At 30.4% G+C, this 20,384-nt stretch carries 17 protein-coding genes; 6 read left to right on the forward strand and 11 right to left on the reverse strand.

Annotation, left to right across the window (positions count from 1 at the left end; all coding sequences use genetic code 11):
- Positions 1-3: 3 nt before the first annotated feature.
- Positions 4-981 (reverse strand): hypothetical protein, encoded by a 978-nt coding sequence (locus HRT41_07945; protein NQY23953.1) that lies wholly within the window; start codon positions 979-981, stop codon positions 4-6.
- 168 nt (positions 982-1,149) lie between these two features.
- Here HRT41_07945 and prpB point away from each other — a divergent pair, with 168 nt between their 5' ends.
- From prpB to prpF, 4 genes are all read left to right on the forward strand, one after another.
- On the forward strand, positions 1,150-2,028 hold the full coding sequence (gene prpB / locus HRT41_07950) for a methylisocitrate lyase (protein NQY23954.1): 879 nt from the start codon (positions 1,150-1,152) through the stop codon (positions 2,026-2,028).
- A gap of 34 nt (positions 2,029-2,062) precedes the next feature.
- Positions 2,063-3,211, forward strand: a complete 1,149-nt coding sequence (prpC, locus tag HRT41_07955) for a 2-methylcitrate synthase (protein NQY23955.1) — start codon at positions 2,063-2,065, stop codon at positions 3,209-3,211.
- A 94-nt stretch (positions 3,212-3,305) separates the two neighbouring features.
- The gene (gene acnD / locus HRT41_07960; GenBank protein NQY23956.1) at positions 3,306-5,897 is read left to right on the forward strand and encodes a Fe/S-dependent 2-methylisocitrate dehydratase AcnD; all 2,592 of its coding nucleotides are present in this window, start codon (positions 3,306-3,308) and stop codon (positions 5,895-5,897) included.
- A 131-nt stretch (positions 5,898-6,028) separates the two neighbouring features.
- Complete coding sequence (gene prpF / locus HRT41_07965) at positions 6,029-7,204, forward strand: 2-methylaconitate cis-trans isomerase PrpF (GenBank protein ID NQY23957.1); 1,176 nt, start codon at positions 6,029-6,031, stop codon at positions 7,202-7,204.
- A gap of 75 nt (positions 7,205-7,279) precedes the next feature.
- Here the strand turns inward: prpF and HRT41_07970 are convergent, their stop codons facing one another.
- The 4 genes from HRT41_07970 to murI are packed head-to-tail and all read right to left on the reverse strand — an operon-like array spanning position 7,280 to position 11,760.
- On the reverse strand, positions 7,280-7,822 hold the full coding sequence (locus HRT41_07970; GenBank protein NQY23958.1) for a hydrolase: 543 nt from the start codon (positions 7,820-7,822) through the stop codon (positions 7,280-7,282).
- Positions 7,823-7,846: 24 nt separating this feature from the next.
- Positions 7,847-8,785 carry a hydroxymethylbilane synthase gene (hemC, locus tag HRT41_07975; protein ID NQY23959.1) on the reverse strand — a complete coding sequence of 313 codons (939 nt, stop codon included), beginning with the start codon at positions 8,783-8,785 and terminating at the stop codon, positions 7,847-7,849.
- Positions 8,786-8,794: 9 nt separating this feature from the next.
- On the reverse strand, positions 8,795-10,981 hold the full coding sequence (locus HRT41_07980) for a DNA polymerase III subunit gamma/tau (GenBank protein NQY23960.1): 2,187 nt from the start codon (positions 10,979-10,981) through the stop codon (positions 8,795-8,797).
- The gene (gene murI / locus HRT41_07985) at positions 10,978-11,760 is read right to left on the reverse strand and encodes a glutamate racemase (protein ID NQY23961.1); all 783 of its coding nucleotides are present in this window, start codon (positions 11,758-11,760) and stop codon (positions 10,978-10,980) included. Before murI ends, HRT41_07980 begins: the two co-directional genes overlap by 4 nt.
- Positions 11,761-11,886: 126 nt before the next feature.
- On the opposite strand from murI, the gene HRT41_07990 reads away from it, so the two are divergent.
- Positions 11,887-12,546: a uracil-DNA glycosylase family protein gene (locus tag HRT41_07990; protein ID NQY23962.1), complete on the forward strand. Its 660-nt coding sequence runs from the start codon at positions 11,887-11,889 to the stop codon at positions 12,544-12,546.
- On the opposite strand, the gene HRT41_07995 is transcribed toward HRT41_07990, so the two are convergent.
- The 4 genes from HRT41_07995 to HRT41_08010 form a co-directional block, all read right to left on the reverse strand.
- Positions 12,543-14,303: a chemotaxis protein gene (locus HRT41_07995; protein NQY23963.1), complete on the reverse strand. Its 1,761-nt coding sequence runs from the start codon at positions 14,301-14,303 to the stop codon at positions 12,543-12,545. The genes HRT41_07990 and HRT41_07995 overlap by 4 nt on opposite strands.
- 642 nt (positions 14,304-14,945) lie before the next feature.
- Positions 14,946-15,554, reverse strand: a complete 609-nt coding sequence (locus HRT41_08000; protein NQY23964.1) for an NAAT family transporter — start codon at positions 15,552-15,554, stop codon at positions 14,946-14,948.
- A gap of 85 nt (positions 15,555-15,639) precedes the next feature.
- Entirely contained in the window at positions 15,640-16,089 is a 450-nt protein-coding gene (locus HRT41_08005) for a nodulation efficiency protein D (protein ID NQY23965.1), read from the reverse strand.
- Positions 16,070-17,002, reverse strand: a complete 933-nt coding sequence (locus HRT41_08010) for an SPFH/Band 7/PHB domain protein (GenBank protein NQY23966.1) — start codon at positions 17,000-17,002, stop codon at positions 16,070-16,072. The genes HRT41_08005 and HRT41_08010 overlap by 20 nt, the downstream gene beginning before the upstream one ends.
- Before the next feature lie 226 nt (positions 17,003-17,228).
- Here HRT41_08010 and HRT41_08015 point away from each other — a divergent pair, with 226 nt between their 5' ends.
- On the forward strand, positions 17,229-17,960 hold the full coding sequence (locus HRT41_08015; protein NQY23967.1) for a sulfite exporter TauE/SafE family protein: 732 nt from the start codon (positions 17,229-17,231) through the stop codon (positions 17,958-17,960).
- 55 nt (positions 17,961-18,015) lie between these two features.
- On the opposite strand, the gene rho is transcribed toward HRT41_08015, so the two are convergent.
- Together rho and HRT41_08025 are read right to left on the reverse strand one after the other, a co-directional pair.
- Complete coding sequence (gene rho / locus HRT41_08020) at positions 18,016-19,374, reverse strand: transcription termination factor Rho (GenBank protein NQY23968.1); 1,359 nt, start codon at positions 19,372-19,374, stop codon at positions 18,016-18,018.
- A 213-nt stretch (positions 19,375-19,587) separates the two neighbouring features.
- Complete coding sequence (locus HRT41_08025; protein NQY23969.1) at positions 19,588-20,184, reverse strand: peroxiredoxin; 597 nt, start codon at positions 20,182-20,184, stop codon at positions 19,588-19,590.
- Between the last annotated feature and the right edge of the window lie 200 nt (positions 20,185-20,384).

The following is a 20,384-nucleotide window of genomic DNA, read 5'->3' on the forward strand; positions in this document are numbered from 1 at the left end:
TCCTTAATGTCTTTTTTGACCCTCTTTGGGAGGTGTAACTTCTTTTTGCAAATCATAAGATAAATTATTGAAAAACAATTCCCCATAATCTGTTGTTCTATTAATTGTTTCATAGGCTTGAACCAAAGTATTATTATATCTTAGCGCATCTTGTAAGATTTTGATAATTTTAATAGATTCTAAAAAATTCACATGTGAAGGAGCTTCTATAGGGGAGCTGTAATATTTATGCATACGCTCAACTAAGTTTTTATTTCTTATTTCTATAAAAACAGACTCAATGGGAGATTTGAAAAAGAGTATTTTTTGTTTAACATTAATAGATATATAAGTAGTCTCCATGCCATATATTTTTCTTGAAAAAGAATCAAAAAGAAAGAGTTTTTTATTATAGTTGTTATGAAATAGTTCATATATTAAGTCTAAAATTTTAACTTTTTCTTCTTTTTTGTAGAAATTTCCAATACTTGCAAAACAAAAACCTAAAATAGATTTAATAGAATACCACTCTGTTGTATCATAATCGTACCTCAGCATTTGTTTGATTCTTTTTTGTTTTAAGTCTTCAATATCTTTTGAGTTTTTTGTTCTATAAACTTTTTGCACAGCAGTATCTCTGTACATAGGTCCTGGAAATTGTGCCTGTATTACAAAACGTCTGTTTTGTTCTATTTCCATAATATAATTTAATCGACCATAATAGTCTTCATCAATAATACGCACTTCTTTTTGTGGAATTTGAGTGATGCTGCGTACAAACTCGTCATCATTACAACCCTCTTCCCAAATATAATCAGGATATCTAAAAATAGAACATATACTTTTTTTAATTTCTTCTGAGGGTTCTATACTGGTTACCCCATCAATCCAAGACGTTACTGTTCGTCTGTCTTTCTTTATAAGTGAAGAAAACTTTGATATACTCAAATTAGATCGTTTATAAATTTCTATGATTTTTTCTATTCCTGATTTTAATGACATGGGCTTCCTTACAAAAATTATTCAACAGTGTACTATTTTTTTACATAAAAACAAATATTGTACATAAATTCAAATTATGTAAATAAATTGTGAATGCTCCCTCAATAAATATACATATCTGACAAACAATATCCTGTATACTTTAATACAAGAATAAAAAGGAATCACATGAGCGCAGGAAAAAAATTTAGAAAAGCCTTAGAAGAAGAAAGTCCCTTACAAATTGTAGGAGCAGTTAATGCATACTCTGCATTACAAGCTACAAAAGTTGGATACAAAGCTTTATATCTTTCAGGAGCAGGTGTTGCAAACTCATCGTATGGTTTACCTGATTTAGGTATGACTATGTTAGAAGATGTTTGTATTGATATTAGAAGAATTACTTCTATTACAGATTTACCTTTATTAGTTGATGCAGATACGGGTTGGGGACATGCTTTTAATATAGTAAGAACCGTACAAGAAATGACAAAAGCAGGTGCTGCTGGTATTCATATTGAAGATCAAGTTGCTGCTAAAAGATGTGGTCACAGACCCAATAAAGAACTTGTAAGTACAGAAGAAATGTGTGATCGTATTAGAGCTGCGGTATCTGGTAAAACAGATCCTGATTTTGTAATCATGGCAAGAACAGATGCACATGCGAGCGAAGGTCAACAAGCAGCAATTGAGCGAGCTTTGGCTTATGTTGAAGCAGGTGCAGATATGATTTTTGCAGAAGCTATTCATACACTTAAAGAGTATAAACAATTTACAGATGTAATTAAAGTTCCAGTTCTTGCAAATATTACTGAATTTGGTTCTACTCCTATGTTCACAACAGAAGAATTAGGAAGTGTCGGTATTTCTATGGTTTTATATCCTTTATCAGCATTTCGTGCAATGAACAAAGCTGCTTTAAACGTATACCAAGACTTAAGAGAAAAAGGTACACAACAAGGTACTCTGGAAATTATGCAAACAAGAATGGAGCTTTACGATATGTTAGGTTACCATGAATACGAAGAAAAAATGGATTCATTATTTACTGCTGGTAAAGCTAAATAATTTAACAATACAAAAATAATACTAAGGAAGAATTATGAGCACTACAGCTACAGGATTTAAACCAAAAAAATCAGTTGCACTTTCTGGAATATCAGCTGGAAATACAGCACTTTGTTCCGTTGGTAAAACGGGAAATGACTTACATTACAGAGGATATGATATTTTAGAATTTGCTGACAAAGCAGAATTTGAAGAAATTGCCTATTTAATTGTTCATGAAAAATTGCCAAATCAAGCAGAGTTAGATGCCTACAAAAAAAAACTTAGAGCTTTTAGAGATATTCCAAAGGGTGTAAAAGTTGCTTTAGAGCAATTACCAAAAGATTGTCATCCAATGGATGTTATGAGAACAGGTTGTTCTGTTCTTGGGGCTCTTGATCAAGAAAATGAAGCACATGATAAAAGTGAAGCTCAAGATATTATTAACAGATTAATGGGATCATTTTCATCTATTTTATTATATTGGTACCACTTCGCATATAATGGTAAAAGAATTAATGTAGTTACAAATGATGATACCGTTGGTGGTCACTTCTTACATTTATTACATGGAAAGAAACCAAAAGAATCATGGGTAAAAGCTATGCATGTATCGTTAATTTTATATGCTGAACATGAGTTTAATGCTTCAACATTTACAGGGCGTGTAATTGCTGGTACTAATTCTGATATGTTTTCATGTATTACTGGTTCTATTGGAGCTTTACGAGGTCCAAAACATGGTGGGGCGAATGAAGTTGCATTTAGAATTCAACAAAGATACACCTCAGCAGATCAAGCAGAAGAAGATATCAAAAAAAGAATGGCGAAAAAAGAAATCATTATTGGCTTTGGACATCCTGTTTATACTACAAGCGATCCAAGAAACGTAGTTATTAAAAAAGTTGCTCATGATTTATCGCAAGAAAATGATGATATGGACATGTATGATGTTGCTGAGCGAATTGAAACAATTATGTGGGAACAAAAGAAAATGTTCCCAAATCTTGACTGGTTCTCAGCAGTTTCTTATAATCAAATGGGAATTCCAACTGATATGTTTACTCCTCTTTTTATAATTGCACGAGTAACAGGTTGGGGAGCTCATGTAATTGAGCAAAGAGAAGATGGAAAAATCATTAGACCCTCAGCTACTTATACAGGACCAGAAGGTTTAAAATTTGTTCCTATTGAAGAGCGATAAGAATAAACAATTTTAATACCAAAGTGCCCTATAGGCAATCAAATAAGGATGAGTTATGCTCATCCTTTTTAATTTAAAGTAAATGGATATAAATATGACAAGTGAAAAATATCTTAAAGAATTAGAAGGTTTTAATACAAAATATTATGATGTAAAAGCGGCTGTTGAGGATATTACTCCTGGAAGTTTTTCAAAACTTAATTATACATCCAGAGTATTAGCAGAAAACCTTTTACGAAAATGTCCAAGTGTTGATTTAGAAGATTCTCTAATTCAATTAATCGAAAAAAGAACAGACAAAGATTTCCCTTGGTATCCAAGCCGTGTGGTTACTCATGATATTTTAGGTCTTACTGCTTTGGTTGATTTAGCTGGTTTAAGAGAAGCAATAGCAGATAAAGGTGGAGATCCTAAGAAAGTTAATCCTGTTGTTCCAACACAGTTAATTGTGGATCACTCTTTAGCTGTTGAGTGCGGTGGTTTTATTGAAGATGCATTCCAACAAAACAGAGATATTGAAGACAGAAGAAATGCGGACCGATTTCATTTTATTAACTGGACGAAAGAAGCTTTTGATAATGTAGATGTAATACCTCCTGGTAATGGAATTATGCATCAAATCAATTTAGAAAAAATGTCACCAGTAATTCATAATATTGATGGCATTGCCTCACCTGACACATTAGTAGGAACAGATTCTCATACACCTCATGTTGATGCACTTGGAGTTTTTGCTCTTGGAGTGGGAGGATTAGAGGCCGAGAATGTAATGCTTGGAAATCCTTCTTATATGAGAGTTCCTGAGTTTGTAGGAGTAAATATTGTAGGAGTTCGAGCCCCTGGAATTACTGCTACAGATATAGCTCTTAATTTAACTTCCTTTCTAAGACAAAATAATGTTATCTCTTCTTATTTAGAATTTTACGGAGAAGGATTAGAATATTTAAACTTAGGCGATCGTGCGACTATTTCGAATATGACTCCTGAATACGGAGCCAGTGCCGCTATGTTTGCGATTGATGAACAAACCTTAGATTATTTAAAATTAACGGGAAGAGAATCTTCACAAGTCAAACTGGTTGAAGCATATGCAAAAGCCAATGGTTTGTGGGCAAGTAGTTTAAAAGATGCTACATATGCAAGAGAATTAATTTTTGATTTATCACAAGTAAGCAGATCCTTAGCAGGACCTTCAAAACCACATAAGTTAGTTCCTACTAACACTTTAAAAAAAGAAGGAATTATAAAAGACTTTACAATTGATGGAAATAAAATGCCCGACGGTGCTATTTTAATCGCAGCAATTACTTCTTGTACCAATACTTCAAATCCAAGAAATGTAGTTGCAGCGGGACTTTTAGCAAAAAAAGCAAATGCCTTGGGATTAAAAAGAAAATCATGGGTGAAAACATCACTTGCACCTGGTTCTAAAGTAGTTGAAACCTATTTAAAAGATGCCAATTTACTTAAAGAATTAGAAAGTTTAGGTTTTGGAATTGTTGGTTTTGCCTGTACTACCTGTAATGGAATGAGCGGCGCTCTTGATCCATTAATTCAAAAAGAAGCCGTTGATAATGATATTTATACAACAGCCGTATTATCAGGAAATAGAAACTTTGATGGAAGAATTCATCCCTATGTAAAAGATGCATTTTTAGCTTCGCCACCTCTTGTTGTAGCCTATGCTTTAGCTGGTACAATTAGGTTTGATATTGAAAATGGTATTTTAGGTAAGGATAAAGATGGAAATCCTATTACATTAAATGACTTATGGCCAAGTGATGAAGAAATAGATGCAGTAGTAAAAGAATCTGTTCGTCCAGAAATGTTTGATGAAATCTATGATCCAATGTTTGCCAAAAGAATTTTAGGAGATATTGAGATTTCACCTTTTTATAAGTGGAACAGAAAAAGTACTTATATAAATAAACCCCCATATTGGGACGATGAATTTATGGGAAAACCAGCCTTGAAAAACATGTTAGCGCTTGGTGTATTTCCTGATAATATAACAACAGATCATTTATCTCCTTCAAATGCAATCTTACCTGAAAGTGCTGCAGGAGAGTATTGTTTAAAAATGGGTTTACCTATAAATGATTTAAACTCTTATGCAACACATAGAGGGGATCATTATACTGCTCAAAGAGCAACCTTAGCTAATCCAAAACTCTTTAATGAAATGGTTAAAGATGAAAAGGGGCAAACAAAACAAGGCTCTCTTACAACTATAATGCCAGAAGGTAAAGAGTCAAGAATGTGGGAAGCTATTGAGACGTATATGGAGAGAAAACAGCCTTTAATTATAATAGCTGGTACTAACTATGGTCAAGGGAGCTCAAGAGATTGGGCTGCAAAAGGCGTTAGATTAGCGGGTGTTGAAGTTTTAATTGCTGAATCAATTGAGAGAATTCACAGAACAAATCTTGTAGGAATGGGAGTACTTCCATTACAATTTAAAGATGGAGATACCAGACATACTTACAGTATTGTGGGAAGTGAATCCTATGAAGTAAAAGGGGATATTGAAGCAAGAGGAAGTCTTACTGTTATTATGACAAGAAAGAACGGCGAAGTTATAAATATTCCTGTTATATGTAGACTTGATACATCTGCTGAAGTTGAAGTATATAATGCTGGTGGGATACTGCAAAAATTTGCTGTTGATTTCGTAGCAAGTAAATAAAACTAATACAAATCTTTTAGGGTAAGGCCCTAAAAGTATTTAGAAGAAATTATAAAATTTTTTCTAAATACTTTTACAAAACTAAAACAATAATTCCCTTTAAAAAGGGGATATTTTCTAAGGATATTCAAATGGCATATACACCACAATTTAAAGTAAAAGCTACCTTTATGAGAGGTGGTACTTCAAAAGGTACTTTCTTTAATATCAAAAATCTTCCCAAAGAAGTACAAAAAGATACAAAAAAAAGAGATAAACTTCTTCAAAGAATTGTAGGAAGTCCTGATGTATACAAAAAACAAATGGATGGCATGGGAGGTGCAAGTTCTAGTACTTCTAAAGCTATTTTAGTTGGAAAATCTGAAGTAGAAGGTCATGATGTAGATTATTATTTTTGTCAAGTAGCAATAGATAAAGATTTTGTGGATATGAGCGGAAACTGCGGAAACTTAAGCTCAGCCGTTGGTCCTTTTGCAATACATGAAGGTTTAGTGCCTAATGTTCCCAAAGATGGTGTTTGTTGTGTAAAAATTTGGCAAGCCAATATCAAAAAAACTATTCTTTGTTATGTAACAATGGAAAATGGCATGGTAAAAGAAATGGGCGATTATTTTATTGATGGAGTAGCTTTTGCAGCAGAAGAAATAAAACTTGAATTTGTGGAACCTGTTGATCCAGACGAAAACCTGTTTCCTACAGGAAACGTAGTTGATGATTTAGAAGTTGAAGGAGTAGGAACATTTAAAGCTACTATGATAACAGCTGGAATTCCTACTATTTTTGTAAATGCACATGAAATTGGATACAAAGGAACTGAACTTCAAGGGGATATCAACTCTGATAAAAAAGCCCTAGAAAGATTCGAAAAAATCAGAATTGCAGGCGCTCTTAAAATGGGTCTTATAAAAGATGCAAAAGAAGCCCAAACAAAACAACATACTCCAAAAATTGCTTTTGTTTCTCCAGCAAAAGATTTTATAACATCAAGTGGAAAAGAAGTAAAAGCTTCTGAAATGGATTTACAAGTACGTGCTTTATCTATGCAACAATTACATCATGCAATGATGGGAACAGCGAGTGTTGCCATTGGTGTTGCTGCTTGTATTCAAGGAACGCTTGTTAATATTGCAGCAGGTGGCGGAGAAAAAGATACAGTGACTTTTGGTCACCCTTCTGGTGCTATGAAAGTAGGAGCCATTATTAGTAAAAAAAACAATAAATTAATAGTAGAAAAAGCTTCTATGAGTAGAAGTGCAAGAATCATTATGGACGGTTTTGTGCATGTACCTGCGGACACTTATAAATAAAAATAGGTAAAGATGTTAAATGCTTTACTTTTATACAAAAAAAGATGCACTTTGTATAAAAGTAAATAAGCTTGTTTATTTTACTAAAGAAGAAATAGTTTTAAAAGCTTCGTGTTTTGAGTGAACAGTTAATTCAAATAATATTGATTCATAACTTGTAGGAATAACACCTGCTTGAACGAGACGTTCAATTGCCATAATATTATTAAAATCACTTCTTGAAGAAATACAATCTGTAACTAAAACAGGCTGAAACCCTTCTTCTAATAAATCTAAACACGTTTGTAAAATACAAACATGTGTTTCAATACCAGCAACTATCACTACTTTTTTATTTGATTTTTTAAGAGCAGCTAATATAGCTTCATTTTTACAAATTGAAAAACTTACTTTTTCAAAATGAGGTTCATCTTTTACAAGCTCTTTAATAGAAGCAATAGTATCTCCTAAACCTTTTTTGTACTGTTCATTTATAATAAAAGGAACTTTTAATGCTTGTAAACCTTTTATTAAAATAAGTAAGTTATTCTCAACAGCTTCATGATTGCTTACCAAAGGGAATAATTTTTCTTGAACATCAACCAAACAAAACAAACACTCATCTATATTAATTCTCATATCTACTCCTTAAAATGTATTAAACTATTTAAACGCTAATTTCTCTGCTCTTGCCAATAACTCTTTAGCACCTTGTTTTATAAAAAGCTGGGCAAATTCTTCGCCAACTGTACTATAATCATCAATAGAAGCTATCATTTCTTCTTTTATATATTCACTTCCATCAGGCAAACCAACTATTGCTTCTACATGAATCTTTTCATCTTTTATAAGAGTAGCTTTAACACCAATTGGAACTTGACAGCCACCTTCTAGTGTATGAACAAAACTTCTTTCAATAAACGATTCAATATGTGCATTTTTATCATTTAAAACAGAAACCAATTTTATGATTTCTGGTTCATCAAGCGTTTCTATAGCCAGCGTTGCTTGTCCCATTGAAGGAATCATTAGGCTTGTATCAATAGGTGTAAAATATTTCACTTCATCTTGGATACCTAGTTTTTGAACACCTGTTGCTGCTAAAATAATAGCATCGTATTCGCCATTATTTAACTTCTTAATTCGTGTATTTATATTTCCACGTAAATCTTTTAGTTCAATATCTGGACGTAATAATTTAAGAGCCATTCTTCTTCGCAAAGAGGTAGTTCCAATTACAGCACCTTTAGGTAAATCTTCAATATTTTTGTATTTATTACTTAATAATGCATCTCTTGGATCATATCTTTTAGAAACAGCAGCCAAAGTCAAACCTTCTTCAAATTGAGTAGGAACATCTTTTAAAGAATGCACGGCTAAGTCGGCATTTCCTTCTAACATTGCAACTTCAAGTTCTTTAGTAAACAAACCTTTTCCACCAATTTTAGCCAGGGGAACATCAAGAATTTTATCGCCTTTGGTTACAAACTCTTGTAAAGTAATTTCCATATCTGGATAATGTTTTAACAACTCAGCTTTTATGTATTCACTTTGCCATAAAGCCAATTTACTTCTTCTTGTTGCAATTACTAATTTTTTCAATTCTTTACCTTATGTTTTAGTTTTAACGGTTATTTTTCTTACATCAAAGAGTTCTTTTGCTTTATTAAGCATAGGAGATTCTAAAATATCTTTTATTTGTAATTCTTGTTGTGCAGGGCTTTGAGTAGATGTCTTGTGCATATCAGCAACACATCCAGAACCGTAGTTATCTGGATTTTGATCCATTACTACGTCTTCTACCATAGAAGCTATATTAGCATCTATACTTACTTCATTATTTAGCTCACTGGGCTTTTTTTTTTGCTCTTCTATTTCTTCTTTTACAAATTCTATTTCAATAGTATTTCCATAAACATCGTACATAAACGATTTTAAAAGTGCAAAATGTTTAAATAATAATTTCCGTTCTTCTCCTTGTGCAAAAGAAGAGATGTATAAAATACTTTCTTCAAACTTTTTGTAAATAAAGTTTTCTTCAAAAACCTCACCCAATTGAATATCTCTGTCATACACTTTATTAATTACCAGTTCAAACTTATCTTTAAATTCATCATGAACTTTTTCTTCAATATTTTCTTCTGTTTTTTCTTCCGCTTTTTCTTCTGTTTTGTTTTCTAAATTTTTTGTTAAGTCGTTTTCTAAACTACTTGTTTCTTCTACTGTTTTTTCTTTTAAAGTATTTACTGCTTCAAGATCATTTTTACTTAAAAAATCTTCTAGGGATTTTGTTTGTTCAATAATATTATTATTTGTACTTGTAATATTTTCATTTGTATTTAAAGAAAGTTCTTCTTGGATAATTACTTTTTCACTTATTACAAGAGAAGGAGAATCAAAAGGATTTGCATAATTTACGGCTGCATTATGTGAAACAATATCTTCAATAATAGCTTCTTTTGAGTTTTGCGTTAAATTTATCACTTCTATTTTTTCTGTTTTTAAAGAAACAAGTGTGTTGTTTGTATCTTCTTCTTTGTTAGGAGTTTGAGTAGGTGTTGCTTCTTTTTTCACTTCTTCACTTGTTTCTATTGTTTGATTTTGACTTTCACTTTTTATAATAGGAGTATCTTCAGTCTTAAGGTTTTCATAAACATGTTTCTCATCTGTTTTTGCATGAGAACTTACAATATTTGTATTGATTGCATCTTTAATAGGATGGATTATTTCAACATTTTGTACTTTGTTAATCAAATCGTCAATTGATCTAATATTTGTAGCTTCTTGCATTTTTAATAAAGACAATAACATTACAAAAGAAGCATCCGAATTTAAACCCAAAAGATGTTTTGCATCTGCTAAAATTCTAAAAAATCGATCAAATAATAAAATATCAAAATGAGGATCTCTTGAAAGCATTTTGTCTTTTAAATAAATTGACATTTCATCACATACGGAACTAGCTTCATATTCTTCTAGTTTGAAAATAATATCATTAATGTCTTTTTTATTTAATACAATATCAAATATCTCATCCATAAAAGCTGGATCAATAAGACCCAACATATCAACAACACTCGTTGTTGTTATTTTTCCTTTTGAAAAGATAATAGCTTGATCTAAGAGCGTTAAGGTATCACGTAAACTTCCTTGCCCAGATCTTGCAATTATGTCTAAACACTCACTTTCAAAATCAACATTTTCTTCATTTAAAATATGAGAAAGATGATGAATAACATCTTTATTAGATATTTTTTTAAATCTAAAGTGTTGTGTTCGTGAAAGAATTGTTGCTGGCAATTTTAAAGCATCTGTTGTTGCTAAAATGAATTTTACAAAACCAGGAGGTTCTTCCAGAGTTTTTAATAAAGCATTAAAAGCTTGAGTAGTTAACATATGTACTTCATCAATAATAAATACTTTGAATCTAGCAGAAGAAGGTTTATATTTTGTATGCTCAATCAAGTCTTTAATATCATCAATACCTCTATTGGATGCAGCATCCATCTCAATAATATCTAAATGCCTGTTACTATTAGCGCTTTTACAATGTTCACATGTTTCACAAGGTTTTGATGTTGGTCCTGTTTCACATAATAAAGCTTTTGCCATTATTCGTGCAGTTGATGTTTTTCCACTACCTCGTAAACCAGAAAACAAATAAGCATGAGATAACCTATCTGTATCAAGGGCTAAACTTAATGTTTGAGAAATAGTACTTTGACCTACTAAATCTTCAAATCGTTTTGGTCTGTACTTTAAGGCTAAAACCTTCGTATTATTTGCTACATTACTCATATTTTATATTTTCCTAGTATCATTTTTTCTTGTTTTTCAAATATCATATTTACCATATTTATATTAATTTTTCCTGTATAAAAGATTTTAATTGTTAATAAACCTTCATTTAAGTGACCTCTTTCAAGGCTTAATTCCATTAATCTATTAGCCAAAGCTTTGCTTGTTTCTATAAGAGTAATTTTATATTGCATTATTTGTTTAATAATCTCACTTACTAATGAATAATGTGTACATCCAAGAACAATTGTATCTACATTTTTATCTTTCATTGGCAAAAGCCACTTTCTTAACATGTCCTTTGTTTTACTTATATTTCCTTCTTCAATTTTTTCTACTAAACCAGGACAAGCTTGCTCAAAAAAACTTACGTTTTTATTTAGAGACAATTGTTTTTCTAAATCTTGGTATTTTTGACCTTTTAGTGTCAAAGACGTAGCAAGAACACCTATTTTCGAACTTTTGCTTAATGCAGTGGCTGGTTTAAGTCCTGGCTCACAACCAATAACAATCATCGAAGGAAATAATATACGCAGCTCTTTAATAGCAACAGAGGTTGCTGTATTACAAGCAAGTACTAAAGCATCAATCTTATGCTTTTTTATTAAAGAATATGTTATTTCAATACAACGCGCTAAGATTTTTTCTTTGCTTTTATCTCCATAAGGAGCATAAGCAGTATCCGCTAAATAAAATATTTCTAAGCCTTTAAAACGTTGAGAAATCTCACGTACTACGCTTAATCCTCCAAGTCCTGAATCAAATATGCCAACATTCAAATTTTGCCTTTTATCTGCTTATGCTTTTTGTCTAAGTATTTTACATTTTGATTATTATAACAAAAAAGTTATAACTACTGTGTTAAAATAAAGCTAAAATATTTCTTAGTAATATTGAGGAAAAACATGTTTAAGCATTTTCACCCACACAAGCCTTTTTTGTTTAAAAGTGCAAAAAAAATGATAGTAGGAACACTTCCCCCACCTAGGTTTTGTACAAAAGATTTAAAAGTAAAAGATGTCAATTTCTCTTATGGTTCATGTGATGGTTTATTGTGGCCTAGTTTGGACAGAATTTTTACCTTAAACTTAGTATATGAAAATACAAATAAAGCCATCACACAAAGGAAAGATTTTTTATATAAACATAATATTTCCATTTGTGATATTGTAGAGTCTTGCAGTAGGGAAAAAATTGATGCCAGTGATTTAGGTATGCAAAATGTAGTATTAAGAGATATCTTGTCCTACTTAAAAGAATACAAAAATATAGATACGATTATATTTACAGGTGGAAACTCAAAAAATGGCCCAGAATATTTTTTTAGGAAAATACTCAAAGAAGAAAACATAAAATTTATTTCTATGAATAAAGAAATACCAAAAGTACACTCATTTAATTATGATAACCGGGTAATTCAAAGTATTTCTTTAACCTCGCCTTCCAATGCTGCCAACAGATTTATTGGAAGCACCAAAATTTATAAAGAAAACAAAAGAAACAATAAAAACTACAGTACTTTTGATTTTAGAGTTGAGCAATATCAAAAAGTATTTATGGCTTAAAAACTTTCCCATTCGTCTTTTGAATTTGAATTGTCTTTTATTCTTCCAGTATTTTTAGAAAGAGGTGAAGCTTGGGCTACACTTCTTGCTTCAATGCCAGTATTTATTTCATCCGTACTTGTATTATTTTGATTTATTTTTTTTGAAAAAGATTTTGCTTGTACAGAATCTTTTCCTTTAAATTCTTTTTCATCCGCATTTGAAACAACCAGTCTTGCTATACTTTGTGTTTCTTGCGCGACAAGTTCTGTATTACTAGCAACAGCTGCATTTTTTTGGGTTTGTTGATCAAGTGCATTAAGCGTATCATTAATTTGTTCAATTCCCAATAATTGTTCTTTCGACGAAGTTTCTATATTGGATATTAACTCAATTGTATTTTTTACGTTCTCATTTAAGTTTTTATAACCTTTAATCATTTCAAGTGAAATATTTTTTCCTTCATTTGCTTTTGCACTTGCATTTTCAACTAAACCTTTAATTTCTTTTGCAGCTTCTGCTGATCTATTTGCAAGATTTCTTACTTCTTGAGCTACGACTGCAAAACCTTTCCCAGCTTCCCCTGCTGTTGCAGCTTCAACAGCTGCATTAAGAGAGAGAATATTCGTTTGAAAAGATATTTGATCAATTACAGTAATGGCGTCATTAATAGCTGTAACTTGTGTATCAATTTCATCCATACTCTGTGTTGTTTTGCTTGCTAAGTCTTCCCCTTTTTCAGCAGAATTATTTAACTCATTTGCAAAACTTGTCATATTTACTATGGTTTGATTGTTTGCTCTTACATTAGCCGTAATTTCTTCTAATGCAGCAGATGTTTCTTCTAGAGAAGCTGCTGCTTTATTTGAAGATTGGTTTAATGCACTTACATCAGATAATAAAACTTCTGAACTGTTTTGCAAACTTAAACCATTGGATTTATTCTCACATAATAAATGTGTCGTTGCATCGCCTAAAGAATTAATACCTTTTGCTAGTTTTAAAATATGACCTTCTAAACCAAGTGTATCAATTTGTTTTAAATAATTGTATTTGCAATACTCATTAAGTATACTTAATACTGCATCAATATTTTTTTCCGTATTCGCTCCCATTTCATTTAGAACTATTTTTAAATTATTCAGTGTTTCATCTTTTATATCAATATTAATTCTTTGTGATAATTCACCTTTCCCAAACTTACCTAAAACATTAATTGATTCATCAATTAATGCTTGGCTTTCATCAAGATTTCTTTTTGCATAATCAATATTTTCATTTACTGCTTTTGACATTAATCCAAACTCATCACTATATCGATCATCTAAGCGAACAATTACATTGCTTTCTTTATTCAAATATTTAAAAAATTCTAGTAAACCTGAATTAAAATTTACCATTAGTTTTTTAATATTTCGTATAAGTAAAAGTGAGAATATCAATACAAAAATTAACATTGAAATTGAAATAACTTCAATAATAAGTAAAAGATTTTTTTCTTCATCTTCTGCCTCACTCGTAGAATAGTCTAATAAATCTTGCATTTGAGATACTAATTCCTGTATATTTCCATCCATTTCATCTAATTCAGTATGTAAGAGATCTTTCATTTTTTGTAAATCTTCCTTACTTCCATTTTTTAAATTATTTTCAAAAATACTCAAGTCTTTCTTGAATACATCTTGCTCTTTTTCTAATACCTGTAATTCTTTAGCAAAGAGTTTATAAATATCTTTAATTTTTCCAAGCTGTGCATGATTGATAGCAAGGCTAACCATTTTTTTGGTTTCACTTAAGGTTTTATCCGTTTCTTCTTCTAAATGTAGGATTCTTTTTTTAATCTCCTTAAAAGAAGTACTATTAATATCTTTACTCTCTACAATTAGTTCATAGGTTAGAATCTCTTCTTTAAGAATATCTTTTTCTAATTCTGTAATAAGACGGTTTAATGGAATTTGATATTCAGCAATTTCTTCAATTTTAACACCCAATTTTGAGATTCCACTGTAAGAACTTCCGGCAATAATAAGCATGCCTAAAACACCTGCAAAAACAGCAAGTATGACTTTTGTTGTTAATTTTATATTATTAAACATTTTACACCTCAATTAATTAATATCTAATAGTATAATAAAAAACTTAATAACTAATTAAATAATTTATCTATACAAATATTTGTGGGAAAAAGAATAAAATAAGTAAAAAAATAATTATATTAGAAAGAATGGTAACCAAAAATCACTTAATTCCTTAAGAAAATTATATAGTGTATATTAATTATATATTACGAAGAAATTAGTCTTATTAATATACTAAATAAATTTCATATATATCTCTTGCACATATGAAAACTATCTTCTTATTATTTTACAGTTGAACAATATAAAAAAGTTTTAAAACGTAGTATCTTATTTCAATGTTTACGAAAGTGTTGGTAAGAGTGTTCTTATACCATCTACAAACATTTGTACAGACATAATAAGAAGTAACATTCCCATTAACCTCTCCAAAGCATTAAGTCCTTTTGTTTTAAGTACTTTATACAATAAGGGAGAAAAAAATAAAACCAAAGAAGATAAAAACCATGCAAGCAGTAAAGACAAAAATAAATTACTTGTTTCATTGGGGTTGGTTTTAGACAATACCAATAAAGTAGCAATAGCAGCAGGCCCAGATATCATTGGCATTGCAATAGGAACAACCAAAGGATCTTCTCCTTTTTTAGAAGAAAACAATTCAGAATTAGCATCAGGAAAAATCATTTTTAAAGAAATAATAAAAAATATAATAGCACCTGCTATGGTAATAGAATGAGTTTCTAGATGAAAAATACTTAAAAACTCTTCCCCAAAAAACAAAAATACTAATAAGATTATAAGTCCAATAAAAGTCTCTCTAATAATAATGAAATGATGTTTCTCTTTGTCAATATTCTTTAAAATACTTAATAATAAAGGTACATTACCAAAAGGGTCTAAAATAAAAAACAATAATATTGCTGTAGAGATAATTGAAAAAGATGAATCCATTTATATTCCTTTGAAGCCAAGATTGTAACATAAAGACTGGAATTTAATTCTAAGTATTTTGTTAAATCACTGCATCACGCTTAGGCTACTTTTTTATTATTTTTCTAATTTTTGCCTTGCCTTTTAAAGCCTCAAGGACATCAACAACCTCACCTTCTTCGAAATCATTAATATTCGCAAGATCAGAAGGAGTCCAAAAAATAGATTTATAATAAACCTTTCCATCTTTTATAACTCCTTGCCCTTCTTCGTTTAAGAAATTCTCTTCAGGTAATTTATCTACAGGACTTAAAAACTTACGAACAAACTTATTTCGTAAAACTATTAACAACAAGAGTGCAATAATTGAAGCACTGGCTAATTGCCAGATACCATCAGTATATGAATAGAAATAACTAATTATACCTACAATGATGATACCAAGACCAAACCAAAGCATAACAAATGCAGTAACAAGCATCTCGCTTGCTATTAATAAAAACCCTAAACCAATTAAAAGAAAAGGATCGAGAGGATTAAGAATTAGGCTTTCCATTACTGACTCCTTTAAAAAATGCATCCCCCATCAAACTAACGGCACCTATACTGTTAGCTACTTCATAAGGAAGAATCATTTTATCAACAGATGAACTTTGGGCAAGTGCTTTAAATGCTGCAATACTGTCTTTTGCTAATAAGAATGTAGAAGCATCTTTGTTTTCTTTCATTGCTTGATTTATACTTTCCATTGCACTTTTTTCACCTTCAGCAATCTTCTCTTTCTCATATTTTAAAGCATCGGCCATTCTTTCGATTGCTTCAGCTTTTAGTACTTCTGATTGTTTAAAAGCTTCTGCATTTCTAATCGTTGCTTCTTTATCTGCTTCTGCTTTGGTTAAAGTAGCTCTTTTAGCTCGCTCAGCTTCCATTTGCATATTCATTGCTTTTTCAATTTCAATAGGAACGGATATATCACTAATTTCTACTCTTGTAATAGTAACACCCCAGTTTTGAGTTGCAGCTCCCAGTGATTCTTGAAGTTTAGAGTTTAACGATTCTCTGTTTGAAAGCGTGCTGTCCAGTTCCATTGAACCAATTTCACTTCTTAATGTAGTCATTGCAAGGTTAGAGATAGCCTTTTTAAAATCAATAATATTATAAGTAGCTTCTTTAGCATCATCAACTTTACAAAATACAATGCCATCAATAGATATATTTACATTATCTTTCGTAATTACGGCTTGTTTAGGAATATCTACCATTTGTTCTCTTGTTGTTAATTTTGTTCTAACAGTATCAACAAAAGGTATAATGAAATTTAAACCACCTAAAAGTACCTTATTGTACTTACCTAGTCTTTCTACTACATACATATCAGACTGAGGTACAATCTTTAAACCCTGTATTATGATAATAATTGCAATTATTATCAATGCTATAGGTAAAACTGCCATTGTTATACTTTCCATATTAATCCTTTTTTTATAATTAATCTCTTAGTATTATACAACTTAAATATAATTTTATAATTAATTTTAATTTTATTAGATGACAGTTCTCAAACATATAATATTTTCACCTATACTATAATAATCTCCTTCTTTTAAACACTCATTTTCATTTGTTTTTTATATTGTGCTTACGCTAATATTATAAACCTTTTAAATAATTAGACAATAAAATAAGCAGGATTATATGGAATTATCTTATTTAGTACTTTTTTATCTTTTTTTATCTGCTTTTTTGGCTGGTTTTTCTAAAACTTCTGTAGGTGGTCTTGGCATCATTGTTGTTTTATTAATGGCTTTGGCTTTTGATGCAAAAACATCTGTTGGCATTTTATTGCCAATGTTAATTGTTGCCGATGCTTTTGCTGTTTTTTATTATAGAAAAGACTGCGATTATACTCTGTTAAAAAAGATATTTCCAACAACCGCTATGGGTGTAATTTTAGGTTATTTTATTATGGATAATTTAGATAAAGATGTATTTGAGAAAACCTTGGGTTTTGTTATTCTATTAATGTTATTTATTGGTTATTACCTTGAAAATAAAACAATTAAACCCTATCAAAACAATATTATTCTTATTGTAGTTGGTTTAGGTGCAGGAATTGCTACTATGTTAGCAAATGCGGCAGGTCCTTTACTTGCTATTTATTTTTTACAATTGGGTTTAAATAAAAACACTTTTGTAGGTACAAGAAGCATGTATTTTTTAATTTTAAATCTCTTTAAATTACCTTTTTCAATTGGACTTGGATTAATTACTTTTGAAACACTTACGCTTAATATGTATTTTGTTCCTGTTATTGTAGTAGGTGCTTTTTTGGGGGTAAAATTCTTGAAAATGATAAATATGAGTATTTTTAAAACACTTATTCGTTTTGCATCTGTTATAGTTGCATTAAAATTTTTATTGTTTTAAAAGTGATTTTTATATAAGAAAGAACTCCAAATAGTATTGGAGTTCACAAAAGATATTATTCGTTCATACCTGCAAAAAAGGCGTCATTATTTTTTGTTTTTTTCATTTTACTGTATAAGAATTTAAGTGCTTCTACTTCATCCATAGAAGCAATTGCATTTCTTAAAATCCACGTTTTTTGTAAAATTTCTGGATCTAATAATAATTCTTCTTTTCTTGTTCCTGATTTGATAATATCTAAGGCAGGATAAATTCTTCTATTTGCAGCTTTTCTACCTAATACAACTTCTGAGTTTCCAGTACCTTTGAATTCTTCAAAAATAACTTCATCCATTTTAGAACCTGTTTCAATTAATGCAGTAGAAATAATTGTTAAAGAACCACCCTCTTCAATATTACGTGCAGCTCCAAAAAATCGTTTTGGTTTGTGTAAAGCATTTGAATCAACTCCACCAGAAAGTACTTTTCCAGAACTAGGTGTTACTGAGTTATAAGCCCGTGCTAACCTCGTAATAGAATCTAATAAAATAACAACATCTTTTTTCATTTCAACTAAACGTTTTGCTTTTTCAATTACAATTTCAGCCACTCGTACATGATTATGTGCTGGTAAATCAAAAGTAGAAGAATACACTTCTCCTTTAACTGAACGTTGCATATCAGTCACTTCTTCTGGTCTTTCATCAATTAATAAAACCATTAAATGTACATCGGGATGATTTCTAGAAATTCCATGTGCCAGTTCTTTTAATAACTCTGTTTTTCCTGTTTTTGGAGGAGCAACAATTAAACCACGTTGTCCCTTACCCATAGGAGCAAATAAATCTAACATTCGTCCTGTCATTCTTTCTGATTCATATTCAAAAGTATAACGTTCAGTAGGGTATAAAGGAGTTAAGTTGTCAAAGAGAGGTCTGTTTTTTGATTCTTTTATAGGTAGGTAGTTAATAGCTTCTATTTTTAGAAGTGCGTAATACTTTTCACTTTCTTTATTAGGAGGTCGTACTTGTCCAGTTACAATATCTCCTGTCCTTAAAGCAAATTTTCTAATTTGCGTAGCAGATACATAAGAATCATTAGAGGTATCAGAGAAATTTCCATCCATTGCTCTTAAAAATCCAAAACCTCCGTCTTTTATCTCTAAAATACCTGTGAAAAGTATAAAACCACCTGCATCAATTTGAGATTTTAAAATTGCGAACATCAATTCTTGTCGTTTGAGTTCTTGAGGATTTTCAACATCAACTTCATTGGCAATAACCAAGAGCTCTTCTAATGTTAATTGTCTTAATTTTTCAATTTTATATCCATCAACAGGAATATGTGTTCTAGGTTTCCTAGGACTGTTCTTCGTATTTTTTGCTTTTATATTTTGTTTAGCATTCGGGTTTGCTTGAGTTTTTGGCTCTTCCATATGAAATATGACCTTTTTATTTTTACATTAAGTATGTAGATTTTGGTAGTTTAATTTGATGATTCTTTAGATTACCTTATTGTAGTCTATATTTAGTATTTTGTCAAATTATTCATTAAATAATATTAATTAAGGGGAAAAGAGTTAAAAGAAGTGGCAAAAAGCATTAATGCTTTTTGCCAAGCTATGTAAATAATTTTATTTACAAAAGGCTTATAGTTTGTCTTCGTTAGAACCTAAGTATTTTGCAACACCTTCAGTTGTAGCAGTCATACCTTCGTCACCTTTAGTCCAACCAGCAGGACAAACTTCACCATGCTCATTAGTAAATAACATAGTATCAACCATTCTAACCATTTCATCAATATTTCTACCTAATGGTAAATCATTAATAACTGCATGTCTAACAGTTCCGTCTTTGTCAATTAAAAATGATCCTCTTAATGCAACTGAATCATCAAGTAAAACATCATAATCTCTAGCAATTGATTTAGTGATATCAGCAACTAATGGAAAATTAACTCTTCCAATTCCACCATTTTTAACATCAGTTTCTCTCCATGCAAAGTGAGAAAATTGTGAATCAACAGAAACACCAATAACATTTACACCTCTTTCTTTAAAATCAGCTACTCTTTTAGAGAAAGCAATGATTTCTGAAGGACAAACAAAAGTAAAGTCTAGTGGGTAAAAGAATAGAACAGTACCGTTTTCTCCGAAGTTTTCATATAAGTTAAAATTGTCAACGATTTGACCATCAGCAAGTACAGTTGTAGCTGTAAAATCTGGAGCTTTTTTTGTTACTAACATATTTAATTCCTTGTTTATAATTAATTTGATTTAAGAAAAGTTTTGTTTTTCTTTTGCAGTATTGTATTATAAAATTCTAAAATTTAAACACAGTTTAGGAATAAATTTTTAAATTTAAGATAATTTTTATTTATGGATAATTTTTATCCTTTAAAGTAAGAACTACTATCATTTTTAATAATAAAAATAGATAAATTTTA

It is taken from the genome of Campylobacteraceae bacterium, assembly GCA_013215945.1.
Lineage (GTDB): Bacteria > Campylobacterota > Campylobacteria > Campylobacterales > Arcobacteraceae > NORP36.